Below are 20,066 nucleotides of genomic sequence, written 5' to 3' on the forward strand. Positions count from 1 at the left end.
CTGTTTATTGCTATGTTTATGTATGCGGCTGTCAGCAAGTGGATGGAGTTTAACGTATTTGTATCACAAATGCATAAGCAGCCGTTTCCCCCTCAGTTTCTGCCCCTGTTGGTATGGGGTATCCCTTTTACTGAGATTCTTGTATCATTGTTATTGAGTCTCGATCAGACCCGGTTTCTGGGTTTAAAGATTGCAACAGGAATGATGATATTGTTTACCGGGTATATTATTTTGATACAATTAAGATATTTTGGTAAGATTCCATGTTCATGTGGCGGTGCCATTGTTCAGTTCACATGGATACAGCATCTTTATTTTAATTTATTTTTTGTAGCAGCAGGCGTTACAGCCTTGTTGCTGATAAGAAGAATGAAAACATTCTCCCGGTAACCAATAAAAGTGTATTAGGTTGGAATGGCTATCATAGTTCGTAGGTAATTACGGAAAGGGTAAATATGTCTGATGCTAATTACAGCTTAAGCGTTTTTTTCTGTCACTTTAAACATTTAATCTTATGAACAAACTGAAATTAGTATTCGCAGCGCTGGCTGCTTTAGTTGGTGTGGGAGCAGCTTATGCAATGAAGGAGAAACCTGATGTAAGAGCAGAGAACCATTACTGGCTAACCGCCGGGGGGACTACTGTTTTATATGGGACAACCGCTAACGCAGAAAACAACTGTCCGGGAATAGGGGTATTTTGTTTAAGAGCAAAAGATAACCCTAATCTGATAGCAAGCAGATCTAATTAATCAGGTAATAATTTAAAAGCACCTGTGAAAATATTCACAGGTGCTTTCTTAGTTATATCCGGGGTTTTGAGTCAGGTTAGGATTCAGATTTATTTCTGCATCAGGGATTGGATATAAAGTATCTGTGTCTTTCCAGGATGGCTTCCTGTTTCTCAAAATATCTGTTGCCGTCTTAGTGCGTTTCAGATCAAACCAACGGCTTCCCCATTCCGTAAATAATTCCACCTGCCTTTCTTTCTGTATGGCTTTCAATAAATCGTCTAAATTAATATAGGGGTTCGTGATAGATATTAACGGTAGCCCCGCTCTGTTCCTTACGCTATCAATATCTCGCATAGCGCCGTTCAGATCGCCGAGGTGTGCTCTCGCTTCAGCACGTATTAAATATTGTTCCGCAAGCCGAAGCACCATATTGTATTCAGTAACGACGTATGTCGGGCTGAAATCTACCCTCAATTTATATTTATAAGGGAAAGTGTAGGTAACTCCATTAACAGTTTTCTTACCAATCCAGTTAACTGCACGCTTATCCCCTGCTTCGAATGCATTCAGCAAAAATTCAGTAAGTGAATATTGGGGAAGTGAAGTTCCTGACATGGAAGGTACAAACTGAGCGCCATCCGTAGTATTATAACCAGTTTCAGTGGGCATAAATTGCAGGATCGCTTCCTTGCTATTAAACAGGAACACCCGGTTAAAATCTTTTTCCAGGTGATAGAATCCAGCATTAATCACCTGGCCTGATGCACTTTCTGCATTTGTCCAATCATTTTTGTACAGGTATAATTTTGCCAATAGTGCTTTTGCAGCCCATTTATTGACCCTGACCCTGTTAGCACTGGGATAGTTCTCATTCAGTAAACCTGTAGCTTTTAACAGGTCTTCTTTGATTTGTACGTATATATCAGCAGCACTGGTTCTTTTCAATCCGGCATTTTTTTCGTAATCGGTAGAAACCACTAACGGGACATCACCATACAGCTGAATTAGCTGAAAATAAACCAATGATCTGATGAAGTATACTTCTCCCAATAGTTGGTTACTTACATCTTCAGAAAGTTTATTACTATTTAAAATCCCTTCAATGCACGCATTCGTCTGATAGATCAGGGTATATCCATAGTACCATAAATATACCCTGTTAAAAGAACTGGTAGTGGAGATAGTATTAGTATAAAAATCCTGCAAACTATTACCAGTGCTATTCGGTAATAGTTCATCAGCTGACAGGCCAGCGCAAATAGTTACGCCAGTATTTAATATATTGGGAAGGGAAACCATTATTTTAGAATAAATACCCCCCACGGCAGAGAGTGCTGAGGTATCGTGGGAAAATACATTCTTTCCAATTACACTATTACCAGGGTCTCCCACGTCTATGAGCTTATTACATGCCAGTGAGCAGATTAGTAGTAATACTACAATACAAGTTTTCATTATCGGGAATTTATTATAAAACAACCTCCATTCCTACAGTTAAAATCCTTAATGTAGGTAGTGATAAATAATAGGGAGTTTCGGGATCTAATCCCTTATACTTCGTTAATGTAAACAAATTCTGTCCCTGCAAATAACATTTCAACCCAGACAATTTCATTTTCTTAAGCAGCTTCTCATTTATGGAATAGGATAGTGAAACATTTTTAACTTTTACAAAGAAATTATTTTCATATACAGCATCAGATTGCCATATAATAAAACTTTGGTGCTGCCCATTTATTTCATTGGTGGTTACATAGCGCTGCACTTTCGTTTCATCTCCTGGTTTTTGCCATCTATCTAACACCCATTCAGGCTGATTGGCCAGCATTCCCGGAGACACCCCATTAACGAATGCAGCGTAAAAATAGTTAGGTACTGTCTGTTTTCTAAATGTCAGAAAAAGATCCAATCTGAGGTCTTTCCATTGGAAAGTATTTCCCAGGCCGCCATAAAATGTAGGATCAAGGTGTCCTTCGTTTTTAAAATCGTCGGTAGTTAGAGCGCCATCTTTATTAACATCTTCGAACTTAAAAACGCCATCTGCTTTATCTACGCCGATACTATGATAACGTTTCAATAAATTCAGTGGATATCCTACTGAATAATAAAGAGAATATGTATAGCTATTTAAATCAGGGAATGCCACTAACCGATTTTTCGGGAGCGTAATGTTTGCATTCATTCTCCAGCTAAAATGATTTCTCTTCATTATCTCCGCAGTCATATCAAATTCCCATCCTGAATTTTTAATTACAACGCCTTCATTTTTGATAACGTTCATGAAGCCAGTCTGAGACGGAAGTTTATAGGCAATAATCTGTTTATCATTGATACTATTAAAATAGGCAACGGTTGTAATCAGCTTGTTATCCCAAAATCCCAATTCAAGTGCAGTTTCTGTTTTTTTACTTCTCTCCCATGAGAAGTTGGTATTTAACAAAGCATCGGGCGTTAATGGAGTGATACCCTGATAAATACCGGGATTTAAATTTGAAGACCATGTATCTAAATATCCGTAATCTCCAATCTGGTCATTTCCAGAAATGCCATAACTACCACGCAGTTTTCCATAATCCAGGAACTGCAGATTATTCTTTATAAAGCCCTCATTACTAAATAACCAGGCGCCACCTACAGATCCAAAATTCGACCACCGTTTTCCGGGGCCAAAACGGCTTGATCCATCCCTTCTTGCCGAAAAATTTATAATATAACGGTCCCTGTAATTGTAAATCAAGCGGCCAAACAGGGCCGCGTATTTATATTTCGAGGCATATCGCCCGGTAACAGATATCGATGCTGCTGCGGAAAGATCATCCAGTTTACTATCATCTAAGTAGCCTCTACCATCTGTCGTGGTACTGGTATTTGAACTATACTGCCAGGTAGCACCTATCAACGCATTGATCTTTCCAAATTTGAATGTGTTGGTATAATCTAATTGTGGTTCGATGATATAACTCTCAATGTTCTGTACACCAAATGTAGCAGCCCCAATAGAAGCCGAATCACTATCCGGGCTTCTTGCGATAATTGGGAATTGTGAATTTTCATTGTCCCGATACCTGTTTAGCCCTGCAGACAATAAGAAGCTCAAACTATCTACGATACGGTATCCTAATTTCATGTTGCCGAACAGATTCCCCGTTTTAATCAGATACTTCTTGTACAGCTCTGACAAAGGATTAACATACTCTTTACCATTATTGCTCCATACCAGCTTTCCGTTATCATCTTTCGGGCCGGGCTGATTTGGTGGAGAGAGGGTTCCTAACAGTACTCCACTAAAAATCTGATTTCTATCCTTTCCGTACATTCCGTTAAAATCTGCACTCAACCTCTTATTTTTCGATAGATAAGTCAACGATACATCACCGGTACCTCTCCGATAAGGCATCTTCAGAGGAAATACAGATGAGACCTCCAACAAACTTGCACTTAACCTATATTGAAATACTTTATTTCCACCACTTAGCGCCATATTCACATTCATATTTCTGGCTGTTCCGCCAATAATCTTCCTTTGCCAATCCTGATTGCTATGCTGATCCCATACCTTCAGGTCAGGGGCATACCCGGCGCTTCCTACCTGACTTTCAGCCGTAACGTTATCATTGGTAAATGCCTCCTTTCTCATCGTTATATATTGGTCCATAGATAACAAATTGCCCAATCCGGGCACCCTCCCTGCTCCTATACTCACCTTTGTCTGCAGCGATGCATGACCTTCCTTTCCTCGCCTGGTCGTAATCAGAATCACTCCATTCGCGCCTCTACTTCCATAAATGGCCGTTGCATCGGCATCCTTCAAAATTTCTATACTCTCAATGTCGTCTTTATTCAAGTTATTAAAAGGACTAATCCCGCCCGCATCAAAATTCTGCACCGCAATTGATCCCAACAGATTAATCTTCTTACTTGATATATAAGGCACGCCATCTATGATATACAAAGGATCAGAACCATTTGCAAAAGAATTACGTCCCCTGATCTGCACAGAAAAACTAGTTCCATTCACTCCACTTGATGGGGTCACTGCTAATCCCGGTATCCTCCCTTCAAGTGTACCGAGCAAATTATTCACCGGCTGTCGCGCAATCTCCCCGGAAGATAATTTACCAATACTTCCTGTATTTGTCCGCCTGGTGGTGATACCATAAGCCATGATCACGGTCTCATCCAACACATTATCAGCCAACATTAACTTTATCCTGATTGAATCATCCACATTGACCTTTATCCCGAAAGGTTTATAACCCGTATAAGTCGTATACAATATCACTTCCTCTTTATCTGTTGGAAATGAAAACCGTCCTGTTTCATCTGTGGTCCCGCCTGAATTAGTCCCGCTAATCCTGACTGTAGCTCCAGGCAACGGTATTCCTTCATCATCAGTTACAATACCCGTTACGACATTCAATTTGTCCGGTATAAACCTTGCAATCGAATTCGGTGGCAATGGTATCAATGGACCAGATCTGCTAAATACTACCATATTTCCTCTGACGGTCCAGGTAAAACCCTGCCGGCCCAACAATTCATTCAATATTTGTGTTACTGAAAAGTCCTTGACGTTAATAGAATAGTGATCTGTTACATCCAGCTGATCCCCGGAGGCAATGAAGTGTAAGCCGGTCCTGGAACTGATCAGCTTAAAAATGGCTTTTAATGATTTACCGGATACCGACAGGTCCATCCTCTTATTCAACATCTCGTTAAGATCGGACGGGCCTGGGTTTTGTGCAAAAGCAGGCATGCTTGCTCTCAGTAAGAATAACAGGCAAAGCACTATATAACCAGTACAATTGACCTCAAAAATTCTCTTCATATACTTAAGGGACCTTCTCGACAAGTATCAGTTGATAAAATGGACAACATCACAGGGGCATTATAGACAATTCTGACTGTCAAAAAGTATGATAAACTGCACGGAAATTTAATCATTTTTACAGTCATTCCGACATTCTAAAAAATTAAGTATTTTTGGTGATAATAATTCTACTAAAACGAACCCCAAATAATCATAAATATTAAAAAACGCCGTCAGGATAAAGCAATAGATAGAGTACCTAAATCCGAACATAATGATTCAAGAGCAGGACGTAAAGCTGTTTCAGCTTATTAAAGAGGGAAACGAACCGGCATACGCTGAGATATACAACAAATATCGCAGGGATGTCTTCGTAGCTGCTTTCCGTGTTCTGCGCAATATTCATGATGCGGAAGACATCACCCAGGAAGTGTTTATATCCCTATGGAATAAAAGAAAAGATATAGAAGTGAACACCGCAGTCCGGGCATACCTCACCCGTATGGCTGCAAATAGCTGTTTGAACAAAATAAAGCATGACACTAACCTTTCAAAGCGTAATCAGCAGTATTCTGTCATGAACACAGAAGTACAGTCCGGTGAAAAGCCCGGGAATGAGCAACTCGATGACATCACCCGGCTGATGCAGGAACTCCCTGACAAAAGTCGCAGAACAGTGGAAATGGTTTACATCGAAGGCCGTCCGCACAAAGAAGTGGCCAAAATTGAAGGTATTTCTATAAATACCGTTAAAACTCAATTGTATTCCTCACTGAAGATTATCCGCAGTAAGTTACAGTTGAAATAATTTTTTTCTCCCACTCATACTTTTTGGATTTTAGGTTTGTCTATAATTATATCAACTATGGATCTGGAAGCTATTGACATACAGACATTGATCGTGGCAGACATACTAGGAACGATCACACCGGACGAAAAAACTCAACTGGACAAGTTGATGATCGACCGGCCAGAGCTGCAGGTGCTGTATGATGAGATTCTTGGAGAGATGGAAAATGAAAATATAGCCGCTCATGCAGGGGGTAGCATTACAGCAGCAGAGTTGATCACGAAAGCCGGGAGGCGTGTTCGCAATCGCTACATCCGCGTATTTGCTGCCGCTGCCTGCTCGATTGGACTTGTTGGCGGATTGTCTTATTATTTATTGGCACCGCAACAGCCGACAGCCCTGGCGTCATGGGAAGATGGTCAAACCATTTTATTGAAAATAGGCCAGCAGGAAATAAATCTGGAAAGCAATGCAACCACAAATGTGAATGGCGTTGCATTGCATCCGGCAGCCGGCTCGCTCACCTTTAGTTCTTTGAACAGTACAACTCGCGATTTGGGCGTATTGACCGTGCCAAAGGGAAAAAACAATTATAAAGTCATACTGGATGACGGATCAGAAGTGTTATTAAATAATACTACCCGCATTTCCTTCCCGCTGAAATTTGACGGGGCTAAGAGGGAGATCAGTATCGACGGAGAAGCTTATGTAAAAGTTTCCCCCAAGGCAGGTCAGCCCTTCATCGTTCACCTCCCTAAAAACAGGGAAATTGAAGTATTAGGAACTGAATTTAATGTCAACACGTACGACAGTGGCAGCGCGAAAATTTCGCTTGTACAGGGTAGCGTGCAGGTAGCAGAAGGGCAAAGCCATGCACTCCTTACGCCTGGTAAAGCTGCAACCATTGACGATCAGCAGATCGCTATCAATGCATTTGATGTAGAGGAAGTATTAAGCTGGAGAGATGGTATCATCGTATTCCCTGACAATGTCACTATCGAAAGGATTGCAGAGGTAGTAGCCAGAAACATGAAAGTTAAGATCCTGATAGAAAAGTCTGCAGCAGGAAAGAAATTCATTGGTGTTATACTGGATAAGAGCAAACCAATTATCCATCTATTACAACAATTAACAGACACGAAAGAAGTGACTTATAATATTTCAAAAGATGGAGTCATACATATCATGTAAACTCCTTCTCCTATGCAAACCCTCAGCATTCACCGATAACAAGATAGTTCCTCATAATAACCACGCTTGCCCTGGACTATTGGGCAGTTATATAGCTTTCGTCGTTTGTTAACCCTCCTTTTTACGACAAAGCAGCAACCCGAATCAGAGCGGGAAGCAACGCAATAGAAGGCCACCTTCCCGGGTTGGCCTTCATCTTTTTCACCAGCAATGTTTCTGCATATGTAGACGCGTTGCTGGTGATATCAATTTCAACTGCCGTGATAAAAAACACCTGCAAATTATACCAATAAAAAAGGCCTCCGTTGCCGGAAGCCTTTTCTGAAAATTAAGCGTATATTATTACCATGCATAGACTGTACTTGCCTGCAGGATATTACCTGTTCCGGTATTCTCCTTTACAGTTTTACCATCTACAATGATCTTTACAGTCAAAGAACCATCTTTGTTGTCGGTCGTTGATTCTGTGCACGCAATTGCAATCGCTGGTACTACTTTGGAATCGATTGTAAGCGTTTCACTTGTCCAGGTCTGACCAGTCAGGTTTGACTTTGAGTCATAATCCCCTGCTGCATTGGTGTAAGTTACACCTGAAATACTTACATTGGAAGATCCTTCCACTTTGTACTGCACCTTGTGGGTAGTGGACTTAACACCGTCATCATCTTTTTTACATCCGGAAAACAAAAATGCTGATACTGCCGCGAAGCTGGCTACAAACAGAAGCTTTTTCATGATTACTAGCTAAATAGTTCGAATAGGTTTTTCTAAATATATATTGTCGCGCAGATATTACAAACATCATACCGGAATACTTATTAAACTATAATGACTTCTACCCCCATATTCTCCAGGTCCCGCATCATTGCAGGACTAATTCCTTCATCTGTAATGATTTGATCTATATCTCCCAGCGGGCAAATTTTCCCGAATCCCCGTTTGCCAAACTTCGAGGAGTCGGTCACAATAATAGTCTTCTGGGCAGTACGGATCATTGCCTTATTGAGTAGTGCCTCCATCATATTTGATGTGGTACACCCCTGCTCCATATCAATACCATCTACGCCAAGGAATAACTTACTGCAGGTAAAGTGATCAAGGATACCTTCCGCATACGTACCTGTTACAGAAGTGGATGTTTTACGAACGATCCCTCCCAGCTGCACGATCTCAATATTGGGTTTGTCCAGCAGGGCCATGGAAATATTCATGGCGGAGGTGAGCACAGTGACCCGCAGATCTTCCGGAATGGCTTTCGCAACCTGCAGAACCGTTGTGCCCGATGCTATAATAATAGCATCATCCGGTTCAATCATTTCAGCGGCCCGTTTGCCGATACGGGTCTTCTGGTCGGCAAGAATGTTTTCTTTTTCGTTTACGTTCCTATCTTTTGTATAGGGATTTGCGCTGCTTATGTTCCCGTGTGTACGAAATAATAACTTCTTGTCCTCCAGCATTTTCAGATCCTTACGGATGGTTACTGCCGAAACATCCAATGCCTCAAACAGATCAGCTACCCTTACATTTCCTTCAGCCTGCAGGCGTTCGAGGATGTAGGCATGCCGCTGTGCCATTGATTCGAATTTCATAACTCTGGCGTGGTATTAAATTGGTAAAATAGTAACTGAAAAGTAATACAAGGTTGACTTTTTTCCTAAAAAAAACATAATTCGGGAAAAAAATTTGGAAATAATAACAAAACGAAACAACTTTATACAACAAAAGGAAACCATAAGAAAGTTTCTTTTAGTTTAAACTCCTTACTTTTATGAACAGATTGCAGTTAATACAGGACCTATCCTCTACCAAATCATGGGATGTTATTGTTATTGGCGGCGGCGCAACCGGTCTTGGCATCGCGATGGATGCTGCTACCAGAGGTTATAAAACCTTGCTGGTAGAGCAGGCAGACTTTTCCAAGGGCACATCCAGCAAAGCTACCAAACTTGTACACGGTGGGGTACGGTATATGGCGCAGGGGGATCTTGGGTTGGTAAAAGAGGCCTGCCACGAGCGAGGATTGTTACTAAAAAATGCACCTCACCTCACAAAGAACGAAACTTTCGTTATTCCGAATTACTCCTTGTTTAATAACATTAAGTATACAATTGGTCTGAAATTTTACGACTTATTAGCGGGAAAACTGAGCCTGGGTGCTTCTAAATATATCAGTAAAAAGAAAACCATTGAGGCACTTCCAACTATCAGACAGGAGGGGCTGAAAGGTGGCGTAGTCTACCATGACGGGCAGTTCGACGATAGCCGCCTGGCGCTGAACATTGCCCAGACAGCCATTGAGAACGGTGCGACCGTGCTGAACTACGTAAAAGTCACTGGTTTACTGAAAGATAACAATAAGAAAGTAAGCGGGATTATTGCGAAAGACATCGAAACCGGCGAAACTTACGAAGCGAATGGCAGGGTAGTCATTAATGCTACCGGTGTGTATGTAGATAATATTCTGCATATGGATCGCCCTGACGCTCCACATATGGTTCGCCCCAGCCAGGGTGTACATATCACCCTGGATCATTCTTTCCTTCCAGGTGATAACGCACTCATGATACCTGAAACAGACGACGGCCGCGTATTATTTGCTGTGCCCTGGCATGGTAAGCTGATAGTAGGTACAACCGACACCCTGCGCGATCATCCGGAACTGGAACCTCATGCACTGGAGCAGGAAATTGAGTTTATCCTCCATACTGCATCCAGGTACCTGGTGAAAAAACCAACCCGTAAAGATGTGTTAGCCGTATTTGCAGGTTTACGGCCACTGGCTGCGCCTAGTAAGGATGGTGCTAAAACAAAAGAAATATCACGTAGCCATAAGATCATTGTATCTGATTCCGGCCTGATTACCATCACTGGTGGTAAGTGGACTACTTTCCGCAGGATGGCACAGGATACGATTGACAAAGCCATCGAAACTGGTGTATTAACTGCCAGGGAATGCAAAACAGAGCACCTGCCTATTCACGGCTATGTTCAGGTGAGTGACGAAAATGATCCGCTGCGTTTTTATGGAGCAGATATGACTGCAATCAACAGGCTGGTTGCTGAAGATCATTCACTGGGCGAACTACTGGTGCCTAACTTTCCATACAACAAAGCAATGGTGATCTGGGCAATCCGCAACGAATATGCCCGTCGTGTGGAAGATGTGCTGGGACGACGTCTTCGTTTACTTTTCCTGGATGTACATGCCGCTGTTGCAGCTGCACCAGTCGTAGCACAGATCATGGCTAAAGAATTAAACAAAGATGCCGCCTGGATACAGGCAGAACTAAAAGATTTTGAAATTCTTGCGAAGGGATATACGCTGAATTAATCCGGCATATGCCCTACCACGTTATACTTATACAACTTTAGAGTATCCCCTTACGGGGAGTAAAGCGGTAGGATTTGCCAACCGCTCTTTGGAACAAATTAAAAAACTGAGGTATGAACAAGAACGAAAAATTCATCCTGGCCCTCGACCAGGGTACCACGTCTTCACGCGCTATCATTTTCGATCACAACGGGGAAATCAAGGCGATTGCCCAAAAACCTTTTGAACAGATATTTCCACAACCAGGATGGGTGGAACATGATGCTAACGAAATATGGTCAACTCAATCTTCTGTGGCTGCCGAAGCGATAGCCAAAGCAGATCTGAATGGTACCAACATCGCCGCCATTGGTATTACCAACCAACGTGAAACTGCAGTGGTATGGGACCGGGAGACGGGTACACCTATTTATCACGCCATCGTATGGCAGGATCGTCGTACAGCAAAATACTGTGATGAGCTGAAGGAGAAAGGCTATACCGACATGATCCGTGAAAAGACCGGCCTGGTAATAGATGCATACTTCTCCGGTACTAAAGTGAAATGGATACTGGATAATGTACCGGGTGCGAGAGAAAAAGCAGAGAAGGGTGAGCTGTGCTTCGGTACAATTGACAGTTGGCTGGTTTGGAAATTTACCCGCGGTCACATGCACATCACGGACGTGACCAATGCCTGCCGTACGCTTCTATTCAACATCCACACTATGCAATGGGACCAGGAACTGCTCGACCTCCTCACTATTCCTGCCAGCATGTTGCCTGAAGTAAAACAAAGCAGTGAAGTTTACGGTGAAACAGCCACTACCCTATTCGCATCTAAAATACCTATTGCAGGTATTGCCGGTGACCAGCAGGCTGCCCTCTTCGGACAGATGTGCGTAGAGGAAGGAATGGCCAAAAACACTTACGGGACAGGCTGTTTTTTACTCATGAACACCGGTAAAAAGCCTGTGTATTCTCAAAACAACCTGCTCACTACAGTTGCCTGGAAGATCAACGGGGAAGTAACTTATGCGATGGAAGGCAGCGTATTTGTTGGTGGTGCAGCTATTCAATGGTTACGCGACGGCCTTGGCATCATTCACAATTCTGCTGAGAGTGAAACACTTTCTGCTTCTGTAAAGGATAACGGTGGCGTATACTTTGTGCCTGCCCTGACAGGTTTAGGTGCTCCTTACTGGGATCAGTATGCACGTGGTGCTATATTTGGTATCACCCGTGGTACAACTGCCGGCCATATTGCCCGTGCTGCACTCGAAGGTATTGCATTCCAGGTTTACGACCTGCTGAAGAGCATGGAATCAGATTCCGGCAAGCAATCTACCGAGCTGAGAGTAGATGGTGGGGCAGTGGCAAATAATGCACTGATGCAGTTCCAGGCAGACATCTTTGGCAGTAACGTAGTACGTCCGAAAGTACTGGAAACAACGGCACTGGGTGCAGCGTATCTGGCAGGTCTGGCAGTGGGATATTGGGACAGTATTGATGAAGTGAAGAAGCAATGGTCTATAGACAGAACATTTAAGCCGGAGCTGGATGGACAGAACACTGAAAAACTGCTGGCTGACTGGAAAAAAGCAGTAGAACGCACCAGAGGCTGGGCGAACGAATAATAAAGAGAGCGCCTGGCTCCGTAATTGCCTTACGGAGCAGGCTATACTGAAACTAACTAAATTTCACCTATTCCACTTTGAAAAAAATGTGTATAATAACCAGTTTATGAAAGAACCAGCACACTAGTTTCAGAGGAAATAGCACCACTAAATTAATCATCAAATTATGACACCGTTTATTGCAGAATTTATAGGTACAGCTTTGCTCATTCTCCTGGGCAATGGTGTGGTTGCAAATGTCGTGTTAAAGGATACAAAGGGAAATGGAGGCGGATGGATTGTGATTACGACAGCATGGGGATTGGCCGTATTTGTTGGTGTGTGTGTAGCAGGACCCTATACCGGCGCGCATTTGAATCCAGCTGTAACACTGACTATGACTATACTTGGAAAAATATCTCTGGCCACAGCCCTTGTATACTGGGGTGCACAGATGTTGGGAGCCATGTTTGGCGCCTTCCTGGTGTGGGTATTTTATAAAGACCATTTCGACCGGACAGAAGACGGGCCTACAAAACAGGCTGCATTTTGTACAGCACCTGCTGTGAGAAACCTGGGCCGCAATTTCATCAGTGAAGTGATTGGCACGTTTGTTCTGTTGATCACTATCCTTTACTTCACCGATCCAAAGATAGGAGAGACTACACAAACTATCGGCATGGGTTCCATGGGAGCACTGCCTGTAGCATTTCTGGTGTGGGTTATCGGGTTATCACTGGGTGGTACTACCGGTTATGCCATTAATCCGGCAAGAGATCTGGGTCCAAGGATTGTACACGCCTTACTGCCGTTTAAGCAATCAAAAGCCGGCGCTGACTGGGGATATGCCTGGATACCCGTGCTGGGACCAGCTGTAGGTGCTACACTGGCGGCTTTATTGTTCACGTATTTAAAATAAGAATTGTTATGAAGAAGTTATTGATTGCAACCCTCACGGTTGCATGCGGGATATTCTTTGTCCAGAAAGTAAGTGCGCAGGATAAGGATACAACAGCAACCGAAAAGAAGTATGAGCCGTTTGGATTGAATTTACAAGTGAGGAATCTTTACCTGTGGCGCGGGTTTAAGGTGTCTAACGCGCCGATTTCTGATGTGGACATGCACTACAAATCAAAGAACGGGCATTGGCAGGCAGGATTCTGGGGAGGTGCGAGTTTCACCGGTGATTATAAAGAGTTTGATTACTATGTGAAATATATGAACAAAGGGTTTAGTGCAGCGATCTGGGATATTAACAACTTCAGTAATTATCCAAATGCCGACCTGTTTGATTATAAGAAAGCAACGACTTCACATTTTGTGGATGTAGGGATTGCCTATACTTTCCAAAAAATGAAGTTACCGCTGACGTTGAGCTGGAATACGATTATATTGGGTAGGGATACTTATTATAAGGCAGATAGCAGCCTGGCGAATGCGTATTCCCATTATGTGCAGGCGGACCAGGTGTTATTTGCGGATGACGTGTACAATGTGCATGCGTTTGTCGGCGGTGGATTTTCTTTTAGTGGCGACAAGAATTTTTACGGAAATCATCCGAATGTGGTGAATGCCGGGATTACAGTGAACAGAGATTTGACAATATTTAAATACCATGTTCCTATTTCAGCGACGGCGATGTTCAACCCGGAAAAGAAGTATGGTGCGTTGCAGCTGATTGCAAATATCTTCTAGGCTGAGGAGTTACAACAAGTTCTAAATCGTACATTTAAATTAATAAAAGAGTCGCTTCGCCTTTGGCAGGAGCGACTCTTTTATTTGCAGGACTATATACAGCCCGTCTAATATTGTAAATTTACTTCCGGGTAATTACTAAATTGGCGAAGTCACCGTCTGAATTATTCCCCACCCACAAGCCAACTTTTCCTGTATGCTTTTTATTTAATGATGTAACAGAAAGACACAAGCTATTATTTACATATGCCTTGATTGCATCTCCTTCTACTATCACCTTTACATGAAACCACCCATTTGGATCAGGAGGAGACGTCACTTTATTCTCATACACGCCCGGATGTTCTTCTCTCAATCGTTCCCATCCATATAATGTATCCTGCACATACTGCACCATATGCATAGCTGCAAGGCTATCTGTCGCGACAAAATTAAAAGGCCGGAAGTACACAGCTTCGCAATCTTCTCTGGATACACCGTGAAAAGCTACACCAATAAAACTGCCCTGCTTTATATTCTTTCCTTTCATATCCACTTCAATCGTACCGTTCGTAAAATTAACGCCTTTTACCCAGGCAATACCCGACCCCTCGGCAGCAGACAGATGCACACCGGGCTTTTCTTTCAAGGTAGAAATAGTTCTGTTTTCCGGAATCAGGTTACTCTTTTGTTGTGCAATAGAAGGGTTAATGATAATGAGCAACAATACAATGCTACAACTGAATTTGATCATAACTGATGATGGTTTGCTATCCCATGAAAATAAACTAACTTAATTACGTAAAAAAATGAAAAACGAATGATACCCATTGGCATTTCTTCGGGCCAGTCCTGCCCCTCCACTCACCCACCGCATACGCTGCTCGCTGCTGATATAGGCGGCACCAAATCAAACCTGGCTCTTTACAAATACGATGGCAGTAAACTGGTACTTACAAAAGAAGAGAAATACCCCACTAAAGATTTTAAAGGCCCCGATGCGCTCGTCTATAAATTTATCGGGCAGGAATCTATCCCTGACCGTATTTGTCTTGGCGTAGCTGGCCCGGTGCAGGAAGGGAAAGCAAAGATTACAAATGTACCCTGGGAGATGGATGCTGAAAGACTGTCTGCACAATTTGACAAACATCCTGTTTTCATTATAAACGATCTGGAAGCAAATGCCTATGGCCTGGCAACATTGGAACAAACTGACATTCATCCCTTACACACAGGAAAAATACAAACAGGAAATATTGCATTAATTTCTCCAGGTACCGGTTTAGGTGAAGCCGGATTATTCCGGGATGGTACACATTACTTCCCTTTCGCCACAGAGGGCGGGCACAGCGATTTTTCCCCCATTACAGAACTGGATGATGAACTATTGGTATATCTCCGCGGGAAATTTGGTCATGTGAGCTGGGAGAGGATACTCAGCGGCCCGGGTATTGTGAACATCTTCAACTTTCTACGGGAGGAAAGAGACATGGACGCCCCTGGGTGGTTACTGGATCGAATGGCCGTACATGACATGGCTGCAGAGATCAGTGAAAATGGTGAAACTGTGGCTATTTGTGTAGAAACCATGCGCATCTTTTTTCGATACCTGGCTACAGAAGCCGGTAACCTTGCCCTGAAGTTGAAAGCCACCGGCGGTATCTATATAGGAGGCGGCATTGTGCCTAAAAATGTAAAGAAAATTGATTACGGTGCTTTCATGAAGGCCTTCCGGGAAAAAGGCCGTATGAAACCTTTGCTGGAAGATATTCCCATCCATATTATCCTGAATGAAAAGACCGCCCTGACAGGGGCTGCGTGGTATGCTATCAATAAGTGCTGATTTATATTATAATTTTTTCCTATTTTTACTCCAACACAATCAATCACATACCTATGAAAACCGCATATTTCTTACCGGTGCTCTTATTAAGCGTCTGGTGTAAGGCACAGGGACCTTATCCCTATACGGAAAAAGGCAAATGGGGCCTGACTGATAAAAACAAAAGCATGTTGCTGAAGCCAGAGTTTGATACTATTGATGTATTCAGAAATGGCTATGCCCGTGTGGAGAGTAACAAAAAGGTAGGACTAATCAATACCAATGGTGCTGTTTTAGTGCCCCCTTCTTACACAAACATTACCAACGCCTTCCAGGACTTTACTGCAATCGCCAGAAATATCAAGGGGTATCAGATTATAGACATCCGCAGTGACAAACCAATCGGTGGCTTATTTACAGACGTTTTACCTGAACGTTCCAGCTACGCAAAGGGTAGTTATTACTTTGTGAACAAAGATGGTAAAATGGGCATCTTTGACGCACAGGTAGGTAAAATGCAGAATGGGAAGGCTCCTTACAACCAGATTACTGGCTTTAATGACCCGGCACTGGACCAATATGCCCTCATTACAGTCGGTGATACCTATGGTGTGGTAGATGTAACGAGCGGCAGAGAGATCCTGAAACCTGAATACGATGATATTGAGGAAGTGTACGTAGGCAATACTGTGTATATAGCAGCTAAGAAAGGTGATGATAAGGTATTTTATTACGATGCCAGCTTCCGGAATGCATCTCCGGGCAATGTACAGGACAAACCTGCTTCTGCCACGCCGGCAGAAGGTGAAGTACTGAACAAGAAAGCGAAGGACATGTATATTTATAAAATGGGGAATGGTAAATGGCGCGTGGTACTGGAAAACCGTGAAACCAGTCAATACAAAGGGCTGGATAGTACGGATCTGAATGGTTATACTTCACTGGAATACCTGTCTTATTATCCGAATGATAAGCGCTTTCCAACTAAAATAAAAGCTGTAAAAGATGGGAAAACGGGGGTAATCGATATGTCTGGTAAGGTGCTGTTACCATTTATCTATGACGACGTGCACTTCAGGGAAGACATGGTAGGTCGTTATGCATTTATCGAAACTTATCTGGAAGGTAAGAAAGGGGTAGTAGTGGCAGCTACCATGCAGGAGCTAAAAAAGCCGGTGCTGAAAGCAATCCTGGATGAAGACCATGAAAGAAATGCGCTGCTGATAGAAATGCCGAACGGACAAAAAGGCTATATGGACAAAAATACAGGAGAAATATTTATACCCGGTGTCAGAGACTAGCTGATAAAGACTCGCTGTTGTCTATGGCAACAGCGAGTCTTCTAAATTCTGAAGGTGTATATCCCACGTTCTTCTTGAAAAACATATTAAAATTAGGCTGGTCGGAAAATCCCAGACAATAACTTATATCCTGCACATACCAGTCTGTTTCCAGCAGTAAATTTTTAGATACATCCAGTAATCGTTTGCGGATATGAGAGCTCACATTTTCACCTGTATATCGCTTGAGTAAAGTATTCAGATAATTGGGATGCAGTTCTAAAATGGCAGCAAATTCCTTTACGGTTCTCATTTTTACGGGAGCGGCAAATCTGATATCTGCGATCGTTGCATCCAGCAATGCAAAGAACTGGTTTACATGGTTGAACTGGTCTGTGATGTGTAGCATAGTCATGTGGATTGCTGACCAAACAAAGGTCGGTTGAATCAGGAAATGGTTGTTTGTAAAAACACTTGCTTTTGTTGGCTGTTTAATGGCTTTTTCTGATAAAGGACTGCTCGATCACAGGTCCACGGGTCAGCAACACGCTACGTTCTATCAGGTGCTGCAGTTCCCTTACATTGCCGGGCCAGTGCCAGGCCATCATTTCTGCCTTCACGTCGTCTGCAAGACGCATGTTGGATTTACCTGCCTGGCGGGCATAATGCTGAATGAAATAATCCGCCAGTTCGGGAATTTCCTCTTTTCGCTCTCTCAATGGCGGTAGAATGATAGGGAATACATCCAGCCGGTAATAAAGATCTTTTCTGAATCGACCGGCATCCACTTCTTTTCTCAGATCACGGTTAGTGGCAGCTATAATTCGCACATCAATCCGAACGGGGCTTTTTCCACCTATCCGTTCTATTTCCTTCTCCTGTAGTACACGGAGTAACTTAGCCTGCAATTCCAATGGAAGCTCTCCTACTTCATCTAAAAGGAGGGTACCATTGTGTGCCATTTCGAATTTACCGATGCGTCGTTCAGTTGCTCCGGTAAAAGCGCCTTTCTCATGTCCAAACAATTCACTTTCTATGAGGTTGGCGGGAAGGGCGGCACAATTTACTTTTACGAGCAATTTGTTTCGCCGGGACGAGCGATTATGAATGGCTTTTGAAACGAGCTCCTTGCCTGTACCGGTTTCACCAAGAATCAATACAGTGCTGTCCATAGGGGCTACCTGCGAAATAAGATGAAAGACCTGCTGCATTTCCCGGCCGTTGCCTACAATGTCTGTATAGGTGTTTTCGCTGCGCACGGGTGGGTGCTGCTCCAGTTGTCGCCGATAGCTTTCGATCTCTTTTAGCTGGGTAGCTATGCGTTCATTGGCGAGAATATTTGCCACTACCATGGAGAGGAGGTGAGCAATGCCTTTTATGAGTTGTAAAACAGGTTCCGGAAAGGTGCGTGTCTGTTCAGAAAACAGGAAAAGGCACCCAACGTCCTGCGCTGCGGTGCGGAGGCGGATACCAGCAAACTCCACGATACCGGTTTCCCGAAATAAGGGAATATACGATGGGGGCGATTTAGCCTGCAGGCACTTTCTTACATTAAATACTATTGGCTGTTCGGCAGTCATAACGGCTTCGAAAATCTGATCTTCCCCTAACTTGCAGTGCCCACTGCGCTGAAATGCAGGATGGTTTTTACGCCTGCCTTCTGAATAATAAAGATATGGTACCAGGGACTTACCATCGTCACCAAAGACATTGATGACGATATCATTGAAATGGATGACCTCTCTTAACCGCTCCCGCAACACCCTGAGAAAATCGTCTTTGTCACGAATCAGGGCAATGTCATTGCTAAGCGATAAAAGAAATTCTACCATCATGTTGCCTTGCTTCATGAGAATTGAATTGATCATGAAAAGGCAGACAAAGGTCATTCCAGTATATAAAAACCTGAAAATAAACCAGTTAACATCTATTGCAGCAAAACCGATTTACGATATTTCGTATATTTTTACAGATTAACGAATAGTCGTAAAAATAATGATTATTGTTTGGTAGCTTTTGTACCGTCCCAGGTGTAGGTTTCCTTTTCTACTTTCTTGCTTTCGATGGTTTCCCCATCTTCACCATATTGTTCGGTAACCATCAGTTTCATAATTTTTCCTGGCTGGCCGCCTACTTCCTTTGGGAAGATCAACGTTTCAGTATAGGCAAATGCACCCGCATCGAATGTATTGGATTTGCCGGGCAATGGCAGCAATTTACTACCATTCCAGCCAAAGTAATAGTAATCGGTTGGCAAGCCACAGGCATCTCCGCTGAAGTTGATACGGAAGATCTCTTTAACGTTTTCCAGTCCCATTTCCCCCAATAGTTTGCTTTGCGTACTTCTGGCATTTTCACCGCCATTTACGGTCCATTCTTTCATGTCCAGTATCCTATGTGCCTGGTCCAATGCTTTGATACGAACGGTTAGCATTTCTTCAGTTGCTGATAATACCGTCCTTTTCTCTAACCCATATACGAAAGTGACATCGTCTTTTATAACCGTGTTCAGGGCAAGCAGGCCAACCCATATATATCCTTTTATTTCCTTTCCACCGGCACTATAATGCGTTTTTAACCAAGCAGTTGTCAGGCCCTTCATGGTTAATGGAGCAGTAGTGATCACCTCATCTGCTACCAACGGGCTACCGGCCAATAAGGAGTCTACGATCGTTCCGTTTACCGATGGTGTGCTGCGGATGTAGGCCTTGTCAGCATAAACTGACAGCAAAGTACCTTTTTCCAATGTCCAGAGAGGATATTCTAATCTATCAGCTGTCTGGGCAATGACAGGAGTCATGACAGCCAGTAGTAATGAGGCAAGGAGGATTCGTTTCATA

General features: G+C 43.1%; 17 protein-coding genes. 9 read left to right on the top strand and 8 right to left on the bottom strand.

Features of this window, described 5'->3' with window-relative positions; genetic code table 11:
• Window positions 1–514: 514 nt before the first annotated feature.
• Window positions 515–751: a hypothetical protein gene (locus tag ABDW33_RS06855; protein WP_343689324.1), complete on the top strand. Its 237-nt coding sequence runs from the start codon at window positions 515–517 to the stop codon at window positions 749–751.
• Between the two features lie 48 nt (window positions 752–799).
• Here the strand turns inward: ABDW33_RS06855 and ABDW33_RS06860 are convergent, their stop codons facing one another.
• Window positions 800–2,188: a RagB/SusD family nutrient uptake outer membrane protein gene (locus ABDW33_RS06860; protein ID WP_343689325.1), complete on the bottom strand. Its 1,389-nt coding sequence runs from the start codon at window positions 2,186–2,188 to the stop codon at window positions 800–802.
• A 13-nt stretch (window positions 2,189–2,201) separates the two neighbouring features.
• Window positions 2,202–5,561 carry a SusC/RagA family TonB-linked outer membrane protein gene (locus tag ABDW33_RS06865; RefSeq protein ID WP_343689326.1) on the bottom strand — a complete coding sequence of 1,120 codons (3,360 nt, stop codon included), beginning with the start codon at window positions 5,559–5,561 and terminating at the stop codon, window positions 2,202–2,204.
• A gap of 256 nt (window positions 5,562–5,817) precedes the next feature.
• Here ABDW33_RS06865 and ABDW33_RS06870 point away from each other — a divergent pair, with 256 nt between their 5' ends.
• Both ABDW33_RS06870 and ABDW33_RS06875 read left to right on the top strand, forming a co-directional pair.
• Entirely contained in the window at window positions 5,818–6,351 is a 534-nt protein-coding gene (locus ABDW33_RS06870) for a sigma-70 family RNA polymerase sigma factor (protein ID WP_343689327.1), read from the top strand.
• 57 nt (window positions 6,352–6,408) lie between these two features.
• Complete coding sequence (locus ABDW33_RS06875) at window positions 6,409–7,524, top strand: FecR domain-containing protein (protein ID WP_343689328.1); 1,116 nt, start codon at window positions 6,409–6,411, stop codon at window positions 7,522–7,524.
• Between the two features lie 342 nt (window positions 7,525–7,866).
• Here the strand turns inward: ABDW33_RS06875 and ABDW33_RS06880 are convergent, their stop codons facing one another.
• Window positions 7,867–8,259, bottom strand: coding sequence for a hypothetical protein (locus ABDW33_RS06880; protein ID WP_343689329.1), 393 nt, complete (start codon window positions 8,257–8,259; stop codon window positions 7,867–7,869).
• A gap of 83 nt (window positions 8,260–8,342) precedes the next feature.
• The gene (locus ABDW33_RS06885) at window positions 8,343–9,113 is read right to left on the bottom strand and encodes a DeoR/GlpR family DNA-binding transcription regulator (protein WP_343689330.1); all 771 of its coding nucleotides are present in this window, start codon (window positions 9,111–9,113) and stop codon (window positions 8,343–8,345) included.
• 179 nt (window positions 9,114–9,292) lie between these two features.
• Here ABDW33_RS06885 and ABDW33_RS06890 point away from each other — a divergent pair, with 179 nt between their 5' ends.
• The 4 genes from ABDW33_RS06890 (at window position 9,293) to ABDW33_RS06905 (ending at window position 14,145) form a co-directional block, all read left to right on the top strand.
• Window positions 9,293–10,855, top strand: coding sequence for a glycerol-3-phosphate dehydrogenase/oxidase (locus tag ABDW33_RS06890; protein ID WP_343689331.1), 1,563 nt, complete (start codon window positions 9,293–9,295; stop codon window positions 10,853–10,855).
• Between the two features lie 113 nt (window positions 10,856–10,968).
• Window positions 10,969–12,471: a glycerol kinase GlpK gene (gene glpK, locus ABDW33_RS06895; RefSeq protein ID WP_343689332.1), complete on the top strand. Its 1,503-nt coding sequence runs from the start codon at window positions 10,969–10,971 to the stop codon at window positions 12,469–12,471.
• A 166-nt stretch (window positions 12,472–12,637) separates the two neighbouring features.
• A complete protein-coding gene (locus ABDW33_RS06900; RefSeq protein WP_343689333.1) occupies window positions 12,638–13,369 on the top strand; it encodes an MIP/aquaporin family protein in 732 nt (243 codons plus the stop codon).
• Window positions 13,370–13,377: 8 nt separating this feature from the next.
• Complete coding sequence (locus ABDW33_RS06905) at window positions 13,378–14,145, top strand: hypothetical protein (protein ID WP_343689334.1); 768 nt, start codon at window positions 13,378–13,380, stop codon at window positions 14,143–14,145.
• Window positions 14,146–14,266: 121 nt separating this feature from the next.
• Here the strand turns inward: ABDW33_RS06905 and ABDW33_RS06910 are convergent, their stop codons facing one another.
• Window positions 14,267–14,878 (bottom strand): family 16 glycoside hydrolase, encoded by a 612-nt coding sequence (locus tag ABDW33_RS06910; protein WP_343689335.1) that lies wholly within the window; start codon window positions 14,876–14,878, stop codon window positions 14,267–14,269.
• Between the two features lie 66 nt (window positions 14,879–14,944).
• On the opposite strand from ABDW33_RS06910, the gene glk reads away from it, so the two are divergent.
• Together glk and ABDW33_RS06920 are read left to right on the top strand one after the other, a co-directional pair.
• The gene (glk, locus tag ABDW33_RS06915) at window positions 14,945–15,967 is read left to right on the top strand and encodes a glucokinase (RefSeq protein ID WP_343689336.1); all 1,023 of its coding nucleotides are present in this window, start codon (window positions 14,945–14,947) and stop codon (window positions 15,965–15,967) included.
• Between the two features lie 53 nt (window positions 15,968–16,020).
• Entirely contained in the window at window positions 16,021–17,247 is a 1,227-nt protein-coding gene (locus ABDW33_RS06920; RefSeq protein WP_343689337.1) for a WG repeat-containing protein, read from the top strand.
• On the opposite strand, the gene ABDW33_RS06925 is transcribed toward ABDW33_RS06920, so the two are convergent.
• The 3 genes from ABDW33_RS06925 to ABDW33_RS06935 all read right to left on the bottom strand — a co-directional run bounded on the left by ABDW33_RS06925 (window position 17,237) and on the right by ABDW33_RS06935 (window position 20,065).
• Complete coding sequence (locus ABDW33_RS06925; RefSeq protein WP_343689338.1) at window positions 17,237–17,635, bottom strand: helix-turn-helix transcriptional regulator; 399 nt, start codon at window positions 17,633–17,635, stop codon at window positions 17,237–17,239. The two genes, ABDW33_RS06920 and ABDW33_RS06925, sit on opposite strands and share 11 nt — an antisense overlap.
• 82 nt (window positions 17,636–17,717) lie before the next feature.
• Entirely contained in the window at window positions 17,718–19,076 is a 1,359-nt protein-coding gene (locus ABDW33_RS06930; RefSeq protein ID WP_343689339.1) for a sigma 54-interacting transcriptional regulator, read from the bottom strand.
• Window positions 19,077–19,225: 149 nt separating this feature from the next.
• On the bottom strand, window positions 19,226–20,065 hold the full coding sequence (locus ABDW33_RS06935; RefSeq protein ID WP_343689340.1) for a hypothetical protein: 840 nt from the start codon (window positions 20,063–20,065) through the stop codon (window positions 19,226–19,228).
• Window position 20,066: the final 1 nt, after the last annotated feature.

Source organism: Chitinophaga sp., from assembly GCF_039596155.1.
Taxonomy (GTDB): Bacteria; Bacteroidota; Bacteroidia; order Chitinophagales; family Chitinophagaceae; genus Chitinophaga.

What these genes read in the sequence shown, in the direction of transcription:
- ABDW33_RS06855 (WP_343689324.1), top strand. Translation starts at nt 515, where the DNA reads ATGAACAAACTGAAATTAGTATTCGCAGCGCTGGCTGCTTTAGTTGGT.
- ABDW33_RS06860 (WP_343689325.1), bottom strand. Translation starts at nt 2,188, where the DNA reads ATGAAAACTTGTATTGTAGTATTACTACTAATCTGCTCACTGGCATGT.
- ABDW33_RS06865 (WP_343689326.1), bottom strand. Translation starts at nt 5,561, where the DNA reads ATGAAGAGAATTTTTGAGGTCAATTGTACTGGTTATATAGTGCTTTGC.
- ABDW33_RS06870 (WP_343689327.1), top strand. Translation starts at nt 5,818, where the DNA reads ATGATTCAAGAGCAGGACGTAAAGCTGTTTCAGCTTATTAAAGAGGGA.
- ABDW33_RS06875 (WP_343689328.1), top strand. Translation starts at nt 6,409, where the DNA reads ATGGATCTGGAAGCTATTGACATACAGACATTGATCGTGGCAGACATA.
- ABDW33_RS06880 (WP_343689329.1), bottom strand. Translation starts at nt 8,259, where the DNA reads ATGAAAAAGCTTCTGTTTGTAGCCAGCTTCGCGGCAGTATCAGCATTT.
- ABDW33_RS06885 (WP_343689330.1), bottom strand. Translation starts at nt 9,113, where the DNA reads ATGAAATTCGAATCAATGGCACAGCGGCATGCCTACATCCTCGAACGC.
- ABDW33_RS06890 (WP_343689331.1), top strand. Translation starts at nt 9,293, where the DNA reads ATGAACAGATTGCAGTTAATACAGGACCTATCCTCTACCAAATCATGG.
- glpK (WP_343689332.1), top strand. Translation starts at nt 10,969, where the DNA reads ATGAACAAGAACGAAAAATTCATCCTGGCCCTCGACCAGGGTACCACG.
- ABDW33_RS06900 (WP_343689333.1), top strand. Translation starts at nt 12,638, where the DNA reads ATGACACCGTTTATTGCAGAATTTATAGGTACAGCTTTGCTCATTCTC.
- ABDW33_RS06905 (WP_343689334.1), top strand. Translation starts at nt 13,378, where the DNA reads ATGAAGAAGTTATTGATTGCAACCCTCACGGTTGCATGCGGGATATTC.
- ABDW33_RS06910 (WP_343689335.1), bottom strand. Translation starts at nt 14,878, where the DNA reads ATGATCAAATTCAGTTGTAGCATTGTATTGTTGCTCATTATCATTAAC.
- glk (WP_343689336.1), top strand. Translation starts at nt 14,945, where the DNA reads ATGATACCCATTGGCATTTCTTCGGGCCAGTCCTGCCCCTCCACTCAC.
- ABDW33_RS06920 (WP_343689337.1), top strand. Translation starts at nt 16,021, where the DNA reads ATGAAAACCGCATATTTCTTACCGGTGCTCTTATTAAGCGTCTGGTGT.
- ABDW33_RS06925 (WP_343689338.1), bottom strand. Translation starts at nt 17,635, where the DNA reads ATGCTACACATCACAGACCAGTTCAACCATGTAAACCAGTTCTTTGCA.
- ABDW33_RS06930 (WP_343689339.1), bottom strand. Translation starts at nt 19,076, where the DNA reads ATGAAGCAAGGCAACATGATGGTAGAATTTCTTTTATCGCTTAGCAAT.
- ABDW33_RS06935 (WP_343689340.1), bottom strand. Translation starts at nt 20,065, where the DNA reads ATGAAACGAATCCTCCTTGCCTCATTACTACTGGCTGTCATGACTCCT.